General features: G+C 71.8%; 8 protein-coding genes. 6 read left to right on the forward strand and 2 right to left on the reverse strand.

What is annotated here, in order from left to right:
* Window positions 1–16: 16 nt before the first annotated feature.
* Window positions 17–1,600 (reverse strand): peptide chain release factor 3, encoded by a 1,584-nt coding sequence (locus tag ABT053_RS22945; protein WP_350971128.1) that lies wholly within the window; start codon window positions 1,598–1,600, stop codon window positions 17–19.
* Between the two features lie 250 nt (window positions 1,601–1,850).
* Here ABT053_RS22945 and ABT053_RS22950 point away from each other — a divergent pair, with 250 nt between their 5' ends.
* The 6 genes from ABT053_RS22950 (at window position 1,851) to ABT053_RS22975 (ending at window position 14,647) form a co-directional block, all read left to right on the forward strand.
* The gene (locus ABT053_RS22950) at window positions 1,851–2,612 is read left to right on the forward strand and encodes a PP2C family protein-serine/threonine phosphatase (protein ID WP_350971419.1); all 762 of its coding nucleotides are present in this window, start codon (window positions 1,851–1,853) and stop codon (window positions 2,610–2,612) included.
* Window positions 2,613–3,396: 784 nt separating this feature from the next.
* The gene (locus ABT053_RS22955) at window positions 3,397–3,987 is read left to right on the forward strand and encodes a hypothetical protein (protein ID WP_350971129.1); all 591 of its coding nucleotides are present in this window, start codon (window positions 3,397–3,399) and stop codon (window positions 3,985–3,987) included.
* A 13-nt stretch (window positions 3,988–4,000) separates the two neighbouring features.
* Entirely contained in the window at window positions 4,001–6,160 is a 2,160-nt protein-coding gene (locus tag ABT053_RS22960; protein ID WP_350971130.1) for a flotillin family protein, read from the forward strand.
* Window positions 6,157–11,460 carry a DNA repair ATPase gene (locus tag ABT053_RS22965; protein WP_350971131.1) on the forward strand — a complete coding sequence of 1,768 codons (5,304 nt, stop codon included), beginning with the start codon at window positions 6,157–6,159 and terminating at the stop codon, window positions 11,458–11,460. Before ABT053_RS22960 ends, ABT053_RS22965 begins: the two co-directional genes overlap by 4 nt.
* A 110-nt stretch (window positions 11,461–11,570) precedes the next feature.
* Window positions 11,571–13,622 carry a protein kinase domain-containing protein gene (locus tag ABT053_RS22970; protein ID WP_350971133.1) on the forward strand — a complete coding sequence of 684 codons (2,052 nt, stop codon included), beginning with the start codon at window positions 11,571–11,573 and terminating at the stop codon, window positions 13,620–13,622.
* Between the two features lie 191 nt (window positions 13,623–13,813).
* Entirely contained in the window at window positions 13,814–14,647 is an 834-nt protein-coding gene (locus ABT053_RS22975) for a phosphoribosylaminoimidazolesuccinocarboxamide synthase (protein ID WP_350971135.1), read from the forward strand.
* A gap of 428 nt (window positions 14,648–15,075) precedes the next feature.
* On the opposite strand, the gene ABT053_RS22980 is transcribed toward ABT053_RS22975, so the two are convergent.
* On the reverse strand, window positions 15,076–15,879 hold the full coding sequence (locus ABT053_RS22980; RefSeq protein ID WP_350971137.1) for a PP2C family protein-serine/threonine phosphatase: 804 nt from the start codon (window positions 15,877–15,879) through the stop codon (window positions 15,076–15,078).
* Window positions 15,880–15,905 lie beyond the last annotated feature (26 nt).

Genomic DNA, 15,905 nt, shown 5'->3' on the forward strand with positions numbered 1-15,905 from the left:
TACCCCGGAAGGACCGTCAGCCGCGCGTGTCGGCGAGCAGGGCGTTCAGCACCAGGTCGGGGTTGTCGCGCATCACGCCGCGCATGCGCCACTCGTCGGTGAACAGCGCCAGCAGGGCGCCGTCGAGCGAGCGGACGAAGACCTCCACCCCGCGCTGGCGGGCCAGGAGCGGCGCGGACTCGGCGTCGGTGAGCCTGGCGATGCTGAAGTCGAGCCGGTCCATCAGGATCTCGGTGTTGAACTCGGCGGCCATCCGGTGCTTGACCACGTCGAACTGCATCGGGCCCACCGCGGCGAGCACCGGCGACTGGTCGCCGCGGACGTCGGAGCGGAGCACTTGGACCACGCCCTCGGCGTCGAGCTGCTCGATCCCCTTGCGGAACTGCTTGGAACGGCTGGAGTCGCGGACCCTCGCCGTGGAGAAGTGCTCGGGAGCGAAGCTCGGGATCCTCGGGAACTCGACGGACGGGCCGTCGTAGAGCGTGTCGCCGGGACGCAGCGCGCTGGCGTTGACCAGGCCGACGACGTCACCGGGGTACGCCTCGTCGATCGTGGCGCGCTCCTGGCCGAAGACCGACTGGGCGTACTTGGTCGCGAACGGGCGGGCGGTGGCCGCGTGGATGAGCACCATGCCGCGCTCGAACCTGCCCGAGCAGACCCGGACGAAGGCGATGCGGTCGCGGTGCGAGGGGTCCATGTTGGCCTGCACCTTGAAGACCAGGCCGGAGAACGGCTCCTCCAGCGGGCGCGGGTCGTCGGCGACGTCCGGGCGGGGCGCGGGGGCGGGGGCGATGTCGACCATGGCGTCCAGCAGGCGGCCGACGCCGAAGTTGGACAGCGCGGCCCCGAACAGCACCGGGGTCGACTCGTGCGCCTCGAAGGTCTTCTGGTCGTGGTCGGCGCCGATCGCGGAGAGCAGGTCGATCTCGTCCTTGGCCCGCTCCCAGTCGCCGCCCAGCTCCGCCAGGGCCTGCTCGGCGCTCAGGTCGGTCTCGATGGCCTTGGTGGCGCCGCCGGGGGTGCGGGTGTAGCGGACGATCCGGTCGGCGGCGCGGTCGGCCACCCCGTGGAAGAAGCCGCCGGTGCCGATCGGCCAGGTGATCGGCGTGGGCTTCAGCCCGGTGCGCTCCTCGATCTCGTCCAGCAGCTCCAGCGCCTCGCGCCCCGGCCGGTCCCACTTGTTGACGAACGTGATCACCGGGATGCGGCGGTGCCGGCAGACCTCGAACAGCTTCAGGGTCTGCGGCTCCATGCCCTTGGCCGCGTCGAGGAGCATGACCGCGCAGTCGACGGCGGCCAGCACCCGGTAGGTGTCCTCGGAGAAGTCGGCGTGGCCGGGGGTGTCGACCAGGTTGAACATGTGGCCGCGGTACTCGAACCGGAGCGCGGCGGAGGTGATGGAGATGCCCCGGGCCTTCTCCATCTCCATCCAGTCGGAGGTGACACCGCGCCGCCCGGACTTGCCGTGCACCGCGCCCGCCTGACTGATCGCGGACGCGTGCAGCGCCAGCGCCTCGGTCATGGTCGACTTACCCGCGTCAGGGTGGCTGATCACCGCGAACGTGCGGCGACGAGCCGCCTCCTGAAGGATCGCGGCCATTAATGATCTCCTAGCGATGCGTAAAGTGGGGTACTCCGGGCACAGTGCGGGGGCACCGAAGGGCGGTTGGGTGTCCTGAAACAAGCTTACGCGCCACCACAGGTGTCAACAGATGTGGCAACACTTCCCCAGGCCGCTTGCGCCACCATGGTGTTAAGTGGATCGTGGAACATCTCGGTTCGCCCTATGCCCATCCCAACTGTCCGAAAGCGGCTCAGCTCGTGCAACTCGACGATCTAGTGATGTGCAGATGATCACGCTGCGCTATACGGCAGGTTCCGACGTCGGCCGGATCCGGCAAGGCAACGAGGACGCCGCCTACGCGGGCGCCCGGCTTCTCGCCGTCGCCGACGGGATGGGCGGTCACGTGGGCGGGGAGGTCGCCAGCTCTGCGGCGATCGCCACCGTCGCGTCCCTGGACCAGGAGTGCCCCGGCGACCTCGCCGCCGCCGCCGAGGCAGGGGTCCGCAAGGCCAACCAGCGCCTGCGCGAGCTGGTCGAGGAGGACCCGTCGCTCACCGGCATGGGCACCACCCTGACCCTGATGCTCTGGAACGGCTCCCGCGTCGCCCTCGCCCACATCGGCGACTCCCGCGCCTACCTCCTGCGCAACGGCGACCTGTACCAGATCACCTACGACCACACCCTGGTCCAGACACTGATGGACGACGGCCGGATCACCGCCGAGGAGGCCGCCCGCCACCCGCACCGGTCGATCCTGCTGCAGGTCCTCGACGGCGGCGACAATCTCGAGCTCGACCTCTCCCTCCGGGACGCCGAGCTCGGCGACCGCTACCTGCTCTGCTCCGACGGGCTGTCCGGGGTGGTCGACGCCGAACGGCTCCGCCAGGTGCTCGCCGAGGTCGACGACCTCGACGAGGTGACACGTCAGCTGATCGCGCTCGCCTGCGACGCGGGAGGTCCCGACAACATCACCTGCGTCGTCGCCGACGTGGTCGAGGGAGACCTCTCGGACACCTCGGTGGTGGTCGGCTCGGCCAACCCCTCGTAGCCCCTCCTCCGCAGTAGGCCGCCCCCCGCCTTTCGCGGCCCTTCCCCGCCCTCTCGCGCCCCTTCGCGGCCTCTCATGGGAACCGGCCGGGAAACCGACCGAGAATCGCCCTCTCGCGGAAATCCGGCCCTCGAAGGAAGCGGCCCCTTGCCGGAGGATCCGGTACGCGGCGGGTTCTGGCCGTCGCCGGGGTCAGCGGCTATCGTCGGAGATCCGCGCTCCTCGCCGAGCACAGCTCCGGAGGGATGTTCCTCATGTACAAGGAGTTCGCCATCGAGGCGATCGTGTGGCTCATTCCCATCGTGATCCTCGTCGGTCTCGCCTACATGATCACTCGCCCCGCCTGACCTCCCGGGACGACCCTCCGGGACGGATCCGAGGACGCGGAGCCCCGCTCCCGTTCCTCCGTTTCCTCCTGCCCTGACTTTCCCAGGCCCAGCCTTTCCGGCTTTTCCGGTTTTTCCGGCTTTCCGTGCCCCGCGCGTTCCCCGGCCCCCGCCTTCCGCGCGCCCCGGTCTCCGCTCTCCCGGCCTCCGCTCCCCCGGCCTCCCGCGCTCTCCCCGCCTCGGCGAACCGGCCCTCACGGCCCGGTCTCCACGACCTTCCCGCGCGCCCGCCGCCCTTCCTGGCGAGAAATCCATGCGGATATTTTCCGTTTTGGGAACTATTCCCTTTAACTGAACTTTATCTGTATATAGTCACCCACACGTGCTCGGGGGAGCGCGTTCCGGTTGTGCCAGCAGGGGGATTTCACACGCCGATGGGCCAGTTCGTCGATGCCGCGTTGTCTTTTCCGACCGTCCTGTTCACGTTCCTGCTCCTGGTGATCATCGCGTACTGGGTGCTCGTCGTGTCCGGGGTGTTCGGGTTCGACGGCGGTGGCGACGGTGACGGGTCCGAGGCGTCGGGGGCCACCGGCCTCCTGAGCGGTCTGGGGCTCGGCGGGGTCCCGGCCGCGGTGGCGGTCTCGCTGCTGGTCGCCGTCGCGTGGTTCGCGAGCCTCGTGGGCGGCACGCTGTTCACGAGCACCCCCGCCCTGGTCGCCGTACTGGTCGCGGCACTGGTCTGCGCCTGGGCGTGCACGCGCCTCGTCGTCCTGTCACTCCGGCGTCTCGTCCCGAAGGAGCGCGTCCCCTCCCGCGCCGACTTCGTGGGCCGCGTGTGCGTCGTCCGCACGAGCCGCGTCGGCCGTACCTTCGGCCAGGCCGAGGTCACGTCCGCAGACGGCTCCTCCGCTCTCGTTCAAGTACGGCAGACCGGCGACGAGGTTTTCGCCGCCGGCAGCGTCGCCCTGATATTCGCCTACGACTCCCCCGGCGAGTTCTTCTGGGTGATGCCGTACGACGCGGAACTCGACCCTGATCGTCCTATTTAACCGAGGGACCACATTGGACGTCATCTCCACCGGGCTCGGCATTCTCCTCGCCGTCACCCTCCTCGTCGTCATCGCCGTGCTCTTCATGATCAGCCGGTTGTTCCACAAGGTGGAGCAGGGCAAGGCCCTGATCATCTCGAAGATCAACAAGGTCGACGTCACCTTCACCGGGGCCGTCGTGCTGCCCGTCTTCAACAAGGCCGAGCTGATGGACATCTCGGTGAAGACCATCGAGATCGCGCGTACCGGCCGTGAGGGCCTGATCTGCCGCGACAACATCCGCGCCGACATCCGCATCACCTTCTTCGTCCGCGTCAACAAGACCGTCGAGGACGTGGTGAAGGTCGCCCAGGCCATCGGCACCGCGCGGGCGAGCGACCAGGAGACGCTGCAGGAGCTGTTCAACGCCAAGTTCTCCGAGGCGCTCAAGACGGTCGGCAAGCAGCTCGACTTCGTGGACCTCTACACCCAGCGCGACCAGTTCCGCGACCAGATCATCCAGGTCATCGGCACCGACCTCAACGGCTACAGCCTCGAGGACGCGGCCATCGACTACCTGGAGCAGACCTCGCTGCTCTCCCTGGACAGGAACAACATCCTCGACGCGCAGGGCATCAGGAAGATCACCGAGCTGACCGCCATCGAGCACGTACGAACCAACGAGTTCCAGCGGCGCGAGGAGAAGGAGATCACCCGCCAGAACGTGGACGCGCGGGAGGCCATCCTGGAGCTGGAGCGCCGCCAGGCCGACGCGGAGACCAAGCAGAAGCGCGAGGTCGAGACCATGCGCGCCCGCGAGGAGGCGGAGACCGCCAAGGTCCAGGCCGAGGAGCGGCTCAAGGCGAACGCCGCGCACCTGCGTACCGACGAGCAGCTCGGCGTCCAGCAGGAGAACCAGGCCCGCGAGATCGCGGTGGCGGCGAAGAACCGCGAGCGGGTCCTCGCGATCGAGACCGAGCGCATCGAGAAGGACCGCCTGCTGGAGGTCATCGCCCGCGAGCGCGAGACCGAGCTGTCGCGCATCTCCAAGGACAAGGAGCTGGAGGGCGAGAAGCGCTCCATCGCCGAGGTGATCCGCGAGCGGATCGTGGTGGAGAAGACGGTCGCCGAGCAGGAGGAGAGCATCAAGCGCCTGCGCGTGGTCGAGGAGGCCGAGCGGACCCGCCAGGCCGTGATCATCCAGGCCGAGGCCGAGGCGCAGGAGAGCCTGGTCAAGGACATCAAGGCGGCCGAGGCCTCCGAGGCCGCGTCCAAGCACCGGGCGCGCGAGGCGCTGGTGCTGGCCGAGTCGCGGCAGCAGGCGGCCGAGCTCGACGCCCGCGCCAAGATCCGTCTCGCCGAGGGCGTCCAGGCCGAGACGGCCGCCGCCGGCCTGGCCGAGGTGCAGGTACGCGAGCGGGACGCCGCGGCGATCGAGAAGGTCGGCCGCGCCGAGGCCGCCGTCGAGCGGGAGAAGGCGCTGGCGGTCGCCGAGGGCGAGCAGGCCAGAGCTCACGCCGCGGCCACCGCGGTGCGCGAGAAGCTGAAGGCCGAGGCGGAGGGCGAGCAGGCGATGGCGCTGGCCGCCGCCGCGACGGTCGGCGAGAAGCTCAAGGCCGAGGCCGAGGGTCTCACCGAGAAGGCCGCGGCGATGGCCGCGCTCACCGACGCGACCCGCGCCCACGAGGAGTACCGCCTGCGGCTGGAGGCCGAGAAGGAGATCCGCCTCGCCGGGGTGAACGTCCAGCTCAAGATCGCCGAGGCGCAGGCCTCCGTGGTGTCGGCCGGATTGTCCAAGGCGAACATCGACATCGTCGGCGGCGACACCGTGTTCTTCGACCGGCTGATGAGCTCGATCACCATGGGCAAGGCCGTGGACGGCTTCGTGGAGAACTCCGACGTCGCCCGTACGCTGGCCGGTCCCTACCTGGACGGCTCGGCGAGCCTCCCCGCCGACCTGGGCAGGGTCCTCGGCTCGGTCGACACCGCCGACGTGCGGAACCTCTCGCTGTCCGCGCTGCTGATAAAAATGATCAAGGAGGGCGGTCCCGACGCGGACCGGCTGCGCGGCCTGCTGGGCGAGGCCCAGGCGGCCACCACGACCGAGGTCCCCGTCCCCGTCCCCGTCGCCGCGCTCGCCAACGCCGGTACCGGGAACTCCGCCGGTAACTCCGCCGGTTCCGCCAAGCGGTGACGTCCTCCACGGCGGAGGCCGTCACCGGCGCCCCCGGCGAGGGGGCGGGGCTGGACGCGGGCACCTACGAGGTGCTCCGCGCCCGGCTGGCCGAGCAGGCCGCCGAGCTGGCCCGGCAGTCCGACGCGCTCAACGCCGAGCGCCTGGCGGTGTTCGGCGGGGCCGAGCTGCGCCTGGTCGGCACCGAGCGGATACGCACCGAGAACAACTGCGTGCCGCGCGACATCGTGTCGGTGGGCGGGCTCATGCTCTTCGGCTACAACGTGTTCATCGGGATGAAGCCGGAGACGACCGTCGAGGACGTCTTCTCCGTGCACACCTTCGTGCGGGACGTGACGGGAGACGGCGGGGAGAGCGGGAACGCGTTCCGGTTCGACCCCGCGCCGATGTTCCGCGACCCGCGCTTCGAGCGGGACTTCGCCGAGCTCTACCGGTACTACCGGGAGACCCGGCTGCTGCAGCTCCGCCGCGTCGAGGGCAAGATGCTGGCCGTCTTCCGGACCGGCCCGCAGGACACCCGCGTGCTGCGCTGGCAGGTCGGCACGGACGGCACGCTCTCGTACATCGACGACCGGGGGGAACGCGACCACACGTTCCCGCCCTCGCACGACTTCGAGTGGGTCCCGGCCACCCGCGACGACCACGTGACGGGCCGCCATCCACACATCTCGATCGAGGGCGAGGTGTTCGTCGAGACCGTCGGCGGCGACCTCACCATCAAGATCGAGAACAACACCGAGACCGGGGAGGGCGTCTACCGCGAGCCCGTCGTGGAGCCGCTGCAGAGCCTCGCCGACGCGGAGGTGCACCACGCCAGGATCGGCCCGCTGATCCTGCTGCGGGTGCGGCCGTACAAGGAGCCGGAGTGGCGGCACCTGGTGTTCAACACCAGGACCAAGGGCGTGGTCCGCCTCGACGGCATCGGGCAGGCCTGCCAGCGCCTGCCCGAGGACCAGGGGATCATCTTCCCGGGCGGCTACTACCTGTCCACCGGGGTGAGCAAGACGTTCGACACCGACGTGTCCGGGCTGGAGTTCGAGCGGGTCGTCCGCTCCCCCAACGGCGAGGACGTGCTGTACGTCTTCCACGCCCGCGCCGAGGGGCGGTCGCTGCTGCTGCCGTACAACGTGATCCGCAAGCGGGTGGAGACCCCGCTGTCCTGTCACGGGTACTCGCTGTTCGACGACGGCACGCTGGTCGTCTTCAGGGCCACCTCCGACGAGCCCACCCGCGTGCACCCCATGCAGGTCTGGCAGACGGCGTACCAGTCGGACGTCTACGCCGCCGGGCGCCCGGCCGGAACCGGGCCGCTGGAGCGGATCGGCAACGCCGAGCTGGTACGCGGCATCTCCGACTGCCTCTCGGTGGCCCGGATGGTCGAGGAGATGGCGCCGTCCGTCCCGGTCTTCGAGGCGCTGATCGCCTCCTGCGCCCGGGTCTTCGACCACTACCACTGGCTGGGCGAGCACCGGCTGCGCGGCCCGCTCGCCGACCTGCGGGCCACCGCCGAGCAGGTGCTGGACGAGTTCGAGAAGGTCCAGGCGCTCACCCGGCAGGCCGCGGAGGCGCTGGAGACCGCCGCCGCCGAGGTCGCCGCGCTCGTACGGCACGCGCGCGGCGAGGCGCCCCGGTCCGCGCAGGGCTGGGTCGACCGGCTGGCGGAGCTGCGGCGGTCGCAGGGGCACCTGGTGACGCTGCGCGAGCTGCGCCACGTCGACACCGCCAGGATCGACGCGCTCGACGCGGAGCTCGCGGCCGAGCTGGGCAGCACCGCGCAGCGCGCGGCCGGGTTCCTGCGGGGCGACGACGCCTTCGCCGGGTACCACGCCGAGGTCGAGCGGCTGGTCTCCGACGCGGGCGCCATCGCGACCGTGGCCGAGGCCGGGCCGATCGGCGAACGGCTGGAGCGGCAGGCCCGGGGCCTGGAGATCGTGGTCGAGGTGGTCGGCACGCTCGACATCGCCGACGCCACCGTGCGGACCGCGATCCTGGAACGGGTCGGCGAGGTGCTCGGCGGGGTCAACCGCGCCCGCGCCACGCTGGAGGCCCGGCGCGGGGAGCTGCTCGCCGGTGAGGGCCGGGCGGCCTTCGCGGCCGAGTACGCCCTGCTGGGGCAGGCGGTCACCGGGGCGCTGGCGATGTCCGGCACCCCCGAGCGCTGCGACGAGCAGCTGGGCCGCCTGATGCTCCAGCTGGAGAACCTGGAGTCGCGCTTCGCCGAGTTCGACGACTTCCTGGGGCAGCTGGCCGCCAAGCGGGAGGACGTCTACGAGGCGTTCTCCTCGCGCCGCCAGGCGCTGCTCGACGAGTGGGCCCGCCGCGCCGACCGGCTGGCCGACTCCGCGGCCCGCATCCTGTCGAGCGTACGGCGACGGGTGGCCGGGCTGGCGTCGCTGGACGAGGTCAACACCTACTTCGGGTCCGACCCGATGGTGCTCAAGCTGAAGGGCGTGGCCGGGGAGCTGCGCGCGCTGGGCGACCAGGTGCGCGCCGAGGAGCTCGAAGGCCGGATCAAGTCCGCCCGCCAGGAGGCGGGCCGCGCCCTGCGCGACCGGCTCGACCTCTACACCGACGGCGGGGAGACGATCCGGCTCGGCCGCCACCTGTTCGCGGTCAACACCCAGCCGGCCGACCTCACCCTGGTCCCGCACGAGGACCGGATGGCGTTCGCCGTGACCGGGACCGACTACCGCTCCCCGGTGCGCGACGCGGCCTTCGAGGACACCCGGCCGTTCTGGAACCAGCTGACGGTCTCGGAGTCTCCCGAGGTCTACCGGGGCGAGCACCTGGCCGCCTCGATCCTGGCCGCCGCCGAGACCGGAGCGCCCGTCTCCTCGGAGACACGGCTCTCCTCGGAGGCATCGCTCTCCCTGGAGGCGCTGCACGAGGCCGCGGTGAGCGGCGGGGAGCTGCTGGAGATCGTCCGCCGGGTGGCGGAGACCAGGTACGACGAGGGCTACGAGCGGGGCGTCCACGACCACGACGCCGCCGCGATCCTCCAGGCCGCGCTCCGCCTGCACGCGGGCGCGGGGCTGCTCCGCTACCCGCCCGCCGCGAGGGCCGCCGCCCAGCTCTTCTGGGCCTTCGGCACCGACGAGGCCACCCGGGCGGCGTGGACCACCCGGGCGACGTCGCTCGCGCGGGCCCGGACCCTGTTCGGCGCGGTGGAGGCGGTGGAGGAGACCCGCGCCGCCCTCGGCTCCGCGATCGCGTCCTTCAGCCGGGGGCTGCACGGCGAGGCGGCGGACGAGGGCGTCTTCGAACTCGCCGGGGAGTATCTCTTCGAGGAGCTTTCCGGGAAGCCGTTCGGGTTCGTGACGAGCGCGGGGGCGCGGTCGCTGCTCGACCGGTTCGACCGGGCGCTGGGGCCCGCGCGCGGGGAGTTCGAGGACGACCTGCGGGCGCTCGGCGACGACCTCGCCGCACGCCACCGCCTGGCCGAGGCGTGGCTCTCCGCCTTCGACGCCTCGACCACGACCGCGACCGCGACCGCGACCTCGGGCTCGGGCTCGGGCTCGGGCTCGGGTTCGGTGCCCTCCGGATCGGGATCGACTCCGGGCCCGGGCCCGGGCCCGGGCCCGGGCCTGGGAGCGGGTACGGGCTCCGGGCCGGAACCGGGGGCCTCGGGTGCCGGACGGGCTCCGGGCGCAGGACCGGCTTGGGGGGCCGGACGTGCTCCGGGAGCCGGACAGGCTTCGGGCGCCGGACGGGCTCCGGGGGCCGGACAGGCTTCGGGCACCGGATGGGCTTCGGGCACCGGATGGGCTTCGGGCACCGGATGGGCTCCGGGTGCCGGGTCGGCGGAGCTGGTGGAGGCGGTGGCCGTGCTGCTGTGCGAGGTGCCCCGGCACGACTCCTCGGCGGCGCTGACCGTCACGGTCGAGGGACTGCTCGGCGCGCACCCCCGGGTCTCCGGGCGCGCGATGGAGCTGCGGCTGGACGAGTTCCTCGCCAGGACCCGGCACTTCCGCGACCACCGCGTCCCCGCGTACCGCGCCTACCAGCGGCGGCGCAACGAGCTGGTCGCGGCCGAGCGCGAGCGGCTGAGGCTGGAGGAGTTCCGGCCGAAGGTGATGACCGCCTTCGTCCGCAACCAGCTGCTCGACGAGGTCTACCTGCCGCTGATCGGCGACAACCTGGCCAAGCAGCTCGGCGCGGCGGGAGACGCCAAGCGGACCGACCAGATGGGCATGCTGCTGCTCATCTCCCCGCCGGGCTACGGCAAGACCACCCTCATGGAGTACGTGGCCAACCGGCTCGGGCTGATCTTCGTCAAGGTGAACGGCCCGGCCCTGGGTCACCTGGTGACCTCGGTGGACCCGGCGCGGGCGCCCGACGCGACGGCCCGGCAGGAGATCGAGAAGATCTCCTTCGCGCTGGAGATGGGCAACAACGTCCTGCTCTACCTGGACGACATCCAGCACACCTCCCCCGAGCTGCTGCAGAAGTTCATCTCCCTGTGCGACGGCCAGCGCCGGATGGAGGGCGTGTGGGAGAGGAAGACCCGCACCTACGACCTGCGGGGCAAGCGCTTCGCGGTCTGCATGGCGGGCAACCCGTACACCGAGGCGGGCAAGCGCTTCCGTATCCCCGACATGCTCGCCAACCGCGCCGACGTGTGGAACCTGGGCGACGTGCTGTCGGGGCGCGACGAGCTGTTCGCGCTGAGCTACATCGACAACGCGCTCACCTCCAACCCGGTCCTGTCACCGCTCTCCACCCGCGACCGGGGCGACATCCGCCTCCTGGTACGGCTGGCGCGCGGCGACTCGGGGGTGCGGGCCGACCAGCTCTCCCACCCGTACTCCTCGGTGGAGCTGGAACAGGTCCTCGCGGTGCTGCGCAAGCTGCTGCGGATCCAGCGGGTGGTGCTGGCCAACAACCGGGCGTACATCGCCTCGGCCGCCCAGGCGGACGCGTCGCGGACCGAGCCGCCGTTCCAGCTCCAGGGCTCGTACCGGAACATGAACAAGCTCGCGGCCCGGGTCGTCCCGGTGATGAACGACGCCGAGCTGGAGGCCGTGATCGACGACCACTATCTCGGCGAGGCGCAGACCCTCACCTCGGGCGCGGAGGCCAACCTGCTCAAGCTGGCCGAGCTGCGCGGCACCATGACCCCCGCGCAGGCCGCGCGGTGGGCCGAGGTGAAGGCCGCCTACCTGCGGTCCCAGGCCCTCGGCGGCGCAGGGGACGACCCGATGACCCGCGCGGTCGGCGCGGTCGGCCTGCTGGCCGACCGGGTGAGCACCGCCATCGAACACGCCGCCGACCGCCTGTCCCCCGGGTCCCCGGACCCGTGACGTCTTAGTTGGAGGCCTATACGAAATGTCGGTGTTCTCCAGCGGTGCGGAGAGTGCCGGAGTAGCCTGTGCCCGACACAAGAAGATCATCTGATGGTACGGGGTGAGCGGTGACGGGTCCTCGCGGGCCGGGGCCCGGAACGCCGGAGCGGATCGGTGACCACCGGGTCTCGCGGCTGCTCGGCGAGGGCGGGCAGGGCGCGGTCTACCTGGGGGAGTCGCCCGGCGGGGCGCGGGTGGCGATCAAGGTGCTGCACGCCCGGCTCGCGGCCGACGCGGGGATCCGGCGGCGGTTCCTGCGCGAGGCGGAGGTCGCGGCGAGCGTGGCCGCGTTCTGCACGGCCAGGGTCATCGCGACCGGGGTGGCGGACGGGCGGCCGTACATCGTCAGCGAGTACGTGCAGGGTCCCTCGCTCGACGAGCTGGTCAGGACCGGCGGGCCGCGGGCCGGCAGCGGCCTGGAGCGCCTGGCGGTCGCCACGCTGACCGCGCTGGCCTCGATCCACCGGGCCGGGGTCGTGCACCGGGACTTCAAGCCGGGCAACGTGATCCTCGGCCCGGAGGGGCCGGTCGTGATCGACTTCGGCATCGCTCGCGCGCTCGACCACATGACGAGCAGCGACCAGCTGGCCGGTACGCCCGCGTACATGTCACCGGAGCAGATCGCGGACGAGCCGCTCACGGGGGCCTCCGACATGTTCTCCTGGGCCGGCACGATGATCTTCGCCGCGACCGGGCGGCCCGCGTTCCCCGCGAACAGCGTCCCGGCGATCCTGCACGCGATCCTGTCGGGCGAGGCCGACGTCTCCGGCGTGCCGGGGCCGCTGCGCCGGCTGGTGTCGATCTGCCTGGCCAAGGACCCGGCGGCCCGCCCGGCCGCCGCCGACCTGCTCCGCGACCTCACCGGCGACCACGGCGGCAGCGGTGGTAATGGCGGTGATGGCGGTGACACGGCCCGGTCGCTCGTGGGCGGGCGGGGTCCCGGGGAGCGGTTCGCGGACGGCCCTCGGCCCGGGGAGCGGCCACCGGGCGGGCCCCGGCCGGACGGACGGCAGGGCCCCGGCCAGTGGCCGGGAGGGAACCCGGACGGGAACACGGGCAGGAACACCGGCGGGCACACGAGTGGGAACCCGGGCGGGATCACAGGCGGGAACACGGTGGCGTACCCCGACCGGCATCCGGGAGCGCGACCCGGCGTCCCCGCCGGGATGCGGCACGGCGGGCACACGCTCGTCGATCCGGCCGCGCTCGCCGGTCCCGTCACATCAGGCGGTCCGGTCGCGCTCGGCAGTACGGTCGCGCTCGGCAGTACGGCCGCACTCGGCGGTCCGGTCGCCGGGCCGGGGCTCGCCCCAGGAGGGGCGGGCGGCCTCGACGGCGCCCCGACCTCGCCGTCCACCGGGTCGGCGCGTCGCGAACCGTCCGGGAGGCGTTCCCGGGGGCCGGTGATCGCGGTGGCCGCGACGGTCACGGCCCTGGCCGTGACGGCCGGGGTGCTGCTCCTGCCGCCGTTGTTCGGTGAGCAAAAGGCGGCGAGCGCGCCGAAGGCGGGGGCGTCCCTCGACCTCAAGGCGTTCCCCCGGGTCGACGTCGTCGACCGGTTCGCCGACGACACCTCCGGGCAGTACGCCGCGTACCGGGAGAACAGCAACGAGATCCTGCCGGTGACCACCGCCGGGTCGGGGACGTTCGCCGGGACCGGCTCGGCGCCGTTCTTCGGCCTGGTCGCCGGGACCGGGACGCCCTCCTCCGGCGAGGCGGTCAGCGTGCTGACCGTCGGCACGTTCGCCAACACCGGGCAGCCGGAGGACAGCGTCTTCGTGGGCTGGGTGAAGGGCGGGAACGACTACGTGACCGCCTGGTACAACAACACGCGCAAGGACACGGGGATCAACGTCCGGGTGAACGGCGCCCACCTCGAGACCCCCGGCCAATCCTCGCTCTCCCTCGAACCCGGGGACCGCTTCGCGCTGCTGCTGTCCGGCGACAGGATCACCTCCTACGCCGAGACCGACGGGGTGTGGCACCGGTTGATCACCGCCGACATCGGCGACGTGCTCGCGACCCCGGAGGCGCGTCGGGAGTACCGGTACGGCTTCGGCCTGCGCGGCTCGACCGGCACGATCGGCATCGCCGGCACGGAGGGCCGCAGCGCCGAGTAGGCGCGCCCTCCGGCACCGGCCGACGAGGCCGGGCCTCTCCCCTGCGGGAGCCGGTCGTCCGGCAGGGCGGGCTCGGGTCGCCGCCGGGTACCGAATACGGTGAGGTCGAATACGGTGAGCAGGTGTCGGTCAGCGACCGGGGGCCCGCAGACGGCCGCCGGGTCGAGCGAGAGCAAGGAACAAGGAACGCAGTGAAGCTTCTTCATTCCGGGAAGGTCCGCGACGTCTACGAGGATCGCGGGGACATCGTCCTCGTGGCGTCCGACCGGGTGTCGGTGTACGACGTGATCCTGCCCACCCCGATCCCCGACAAGGGGAAGATCCTCACGCGGCTGTCGCTGTGGTGGTTCGAGCAGCTCGCCGACATCGTGCCCAACCACGTGATCTCGGCGACCGACGTGCCCGCCGAGTTCGAGGGGCGCGCGGTGCGGTGCCGGAGGCTGGAGATGGTGCAGGTCGAGTGCATCGCGCGCGGCTACCTGACCGGCAGCGGGCTGAAGGAGTACCAGGCGCACGGGTCGGTCTCGGGCGTGCCGCTGCCGCCCGGGCTGGTCGACGGCTCCAGGCTCCCCGAGCCGATCTTCACCCCGAGCACCAAGGCGCCGCTCGGGCAGCACGACGAGCCCATCTCCTTCGAGGACGTCGTCTCCCGGGAGGGCGCGGAGGCCGCCGGGGAGTTCAGGCGGATCACGCTGGAGGTCTACCGGCGCGGCTCCGAGCTCGCCGCGGAGCGGGGCGTCATCATCGCCGACACCAAGATCGAGCTGGGCCGGGCCGCCGACGGCGCGCTCGTGCTCGGCGACGAGGTGCTGACCTCCGACTCCTCCCGTTTCTGGCCCGCCGACCGGTGGGAGCCGGGCCACGCGCAGTTCTCCTTCGACAAGCAGTACGTGCGTGACTGGGCCACCGGCACGGGCTGGGACAAGAAGGAACCCGCTCCGGAGGTGCCCGCCGAGGTCGTGGAGGTCACCCGGGCGCGTTACATCGAGGCGTACGAGCGCATCACCGGCAAGACCTGGGAGTGACCCGGGAGTGACCTCGGACCCGGCGGTGACCTCACGAGTGACCTTGTGGGTGGCCTTGTGACCTCGCGAGTGGCCTCGCGTGTGACCTTGTGGGTTTCGGAGGCCCGGATCCCGCCCCGGTGAGGACGTCCTCCGGCGGATGTCCTCAGGCGGACGTTCCTCGACGAGAATGCCCACCGGCGAGGTCCCGCTCCCGGGTCCCGTGATGCCGGGATTCCCGTGATGCCGGGAGAGCCGTAACCCGCGAGGTCCGGAGGCCGAAAGAGCCGTAACCCCCAAGACCGGGAGAACCGGAACCCGCCAGGTCCGGGGAGCCGGAAGCCGAAAAAGCCGCAACCCGCAGGACCGGAAGCCGGGAAAGCCGTAACCCGCGGGACCGGAGAGCCGGAACCCGCGGGACCCGGGGGTCGGGCCTGCGGAACCGCGGGTCAGAGGGAGAGTCTCCGCTCGACCGCGGCGCCCACGATGGTCGGGCCCGCCGGGGCCGCGTCGGCGGGCGCCCCGAAGTCGGCCACGACGCAGGTGATGTTGTCGGGGCCGCCGCCCCGGTTGGCCAGGTCGATGAGCCAGCGGGCGGCCTCGTCGGGGTCGGAGATCTCGGTCAGCGTGTTGAACAGGGTCTCGGGGCCGACCACGGCGGTGAGGCCGTCGGAGCAGAGCAGGTAGCGGTCCTCGGGGAAGGCCTCGCGCAGCGACAGGTCCAGCTCGCCGTCGCCGGTACCCTCCAGGACCCGCAGCACCATCGACCGGCGCGGGTGCTCGGCGGCCTGCTCGGGGGTGATCCGCCCCTCGTCCACCAGCGACTGGACCAGGGTGTGGTCGTGGGTGATCTGGTAGAGGGCGCCGTCGCGCAGCATGTAGGCCCGGGAGTCCCCGACGTGGGCCAGGGCGAAGGTGGCGCCGTCCCAGAGCATCGCGGTCAGGGTGGTGCCCATGCCGCGGAGCGTGGGGTCCTGCTCGCTCATCTCGCGCAGCGTGTGGTTCACGTCCCTGGCGGCGTCCTTGAGCGCGGCGAGCAGGTCGACACCGCCGGCGGGCAGGGTGTCGTCCAGCTTCGCCATCGCGGTGACGGCAAGTGAGCTGGCGACCTCTCCACCCGCGTGACCACCCATGCCGTCGGCTATGGCGAGCAGGCGCGCGCTCGCGTAGCCCGAATCCTCGTTAGCCTCACGGCGGACCCCCACGTCGGAGCGGGCCGCGTAGCGCAGTGCAAGTGGTTGGTTCAGTGCCATGAGGGCAGTAAATCATTGGTTGAAGC

It is taken from the genome of Streptosporangium sp. NPDC002524, from assembly GCF_040295985.1.
Taxonomy (GTDB): Bacteria; Actinomycetota; Actinomycetes; order Streptosporangiales; family Streptosporangiaceae; genus Streptosporangium.

What these genes read in the sequence shown, in the direction of transcription:
- ABT053_RS22945 (WP_350971128.1), bottom strand. Translation starts at nt 1,600, where the DNA reads ATGGCCGCGATCCTTCAGGAGGCGGCTCGTCGCCGCACGTTCGCGGTG.
- ABT053_RS22950 (WP_350971419.1), top strand. Translation starts at nt 1,851, where the DNA reads ATGATCACGCTGCGCTATACGGCAGGTTCCGACGTCGGCCGGATCCGG.
- ABT053_RS22980 (WP_350971137.1), bottom strand. Translation starts at nt 15,879, where the DNA reads ATGGCACTGAACCAACCACTTGCACTGCGCTACGCGGCCCGCTCCGAC.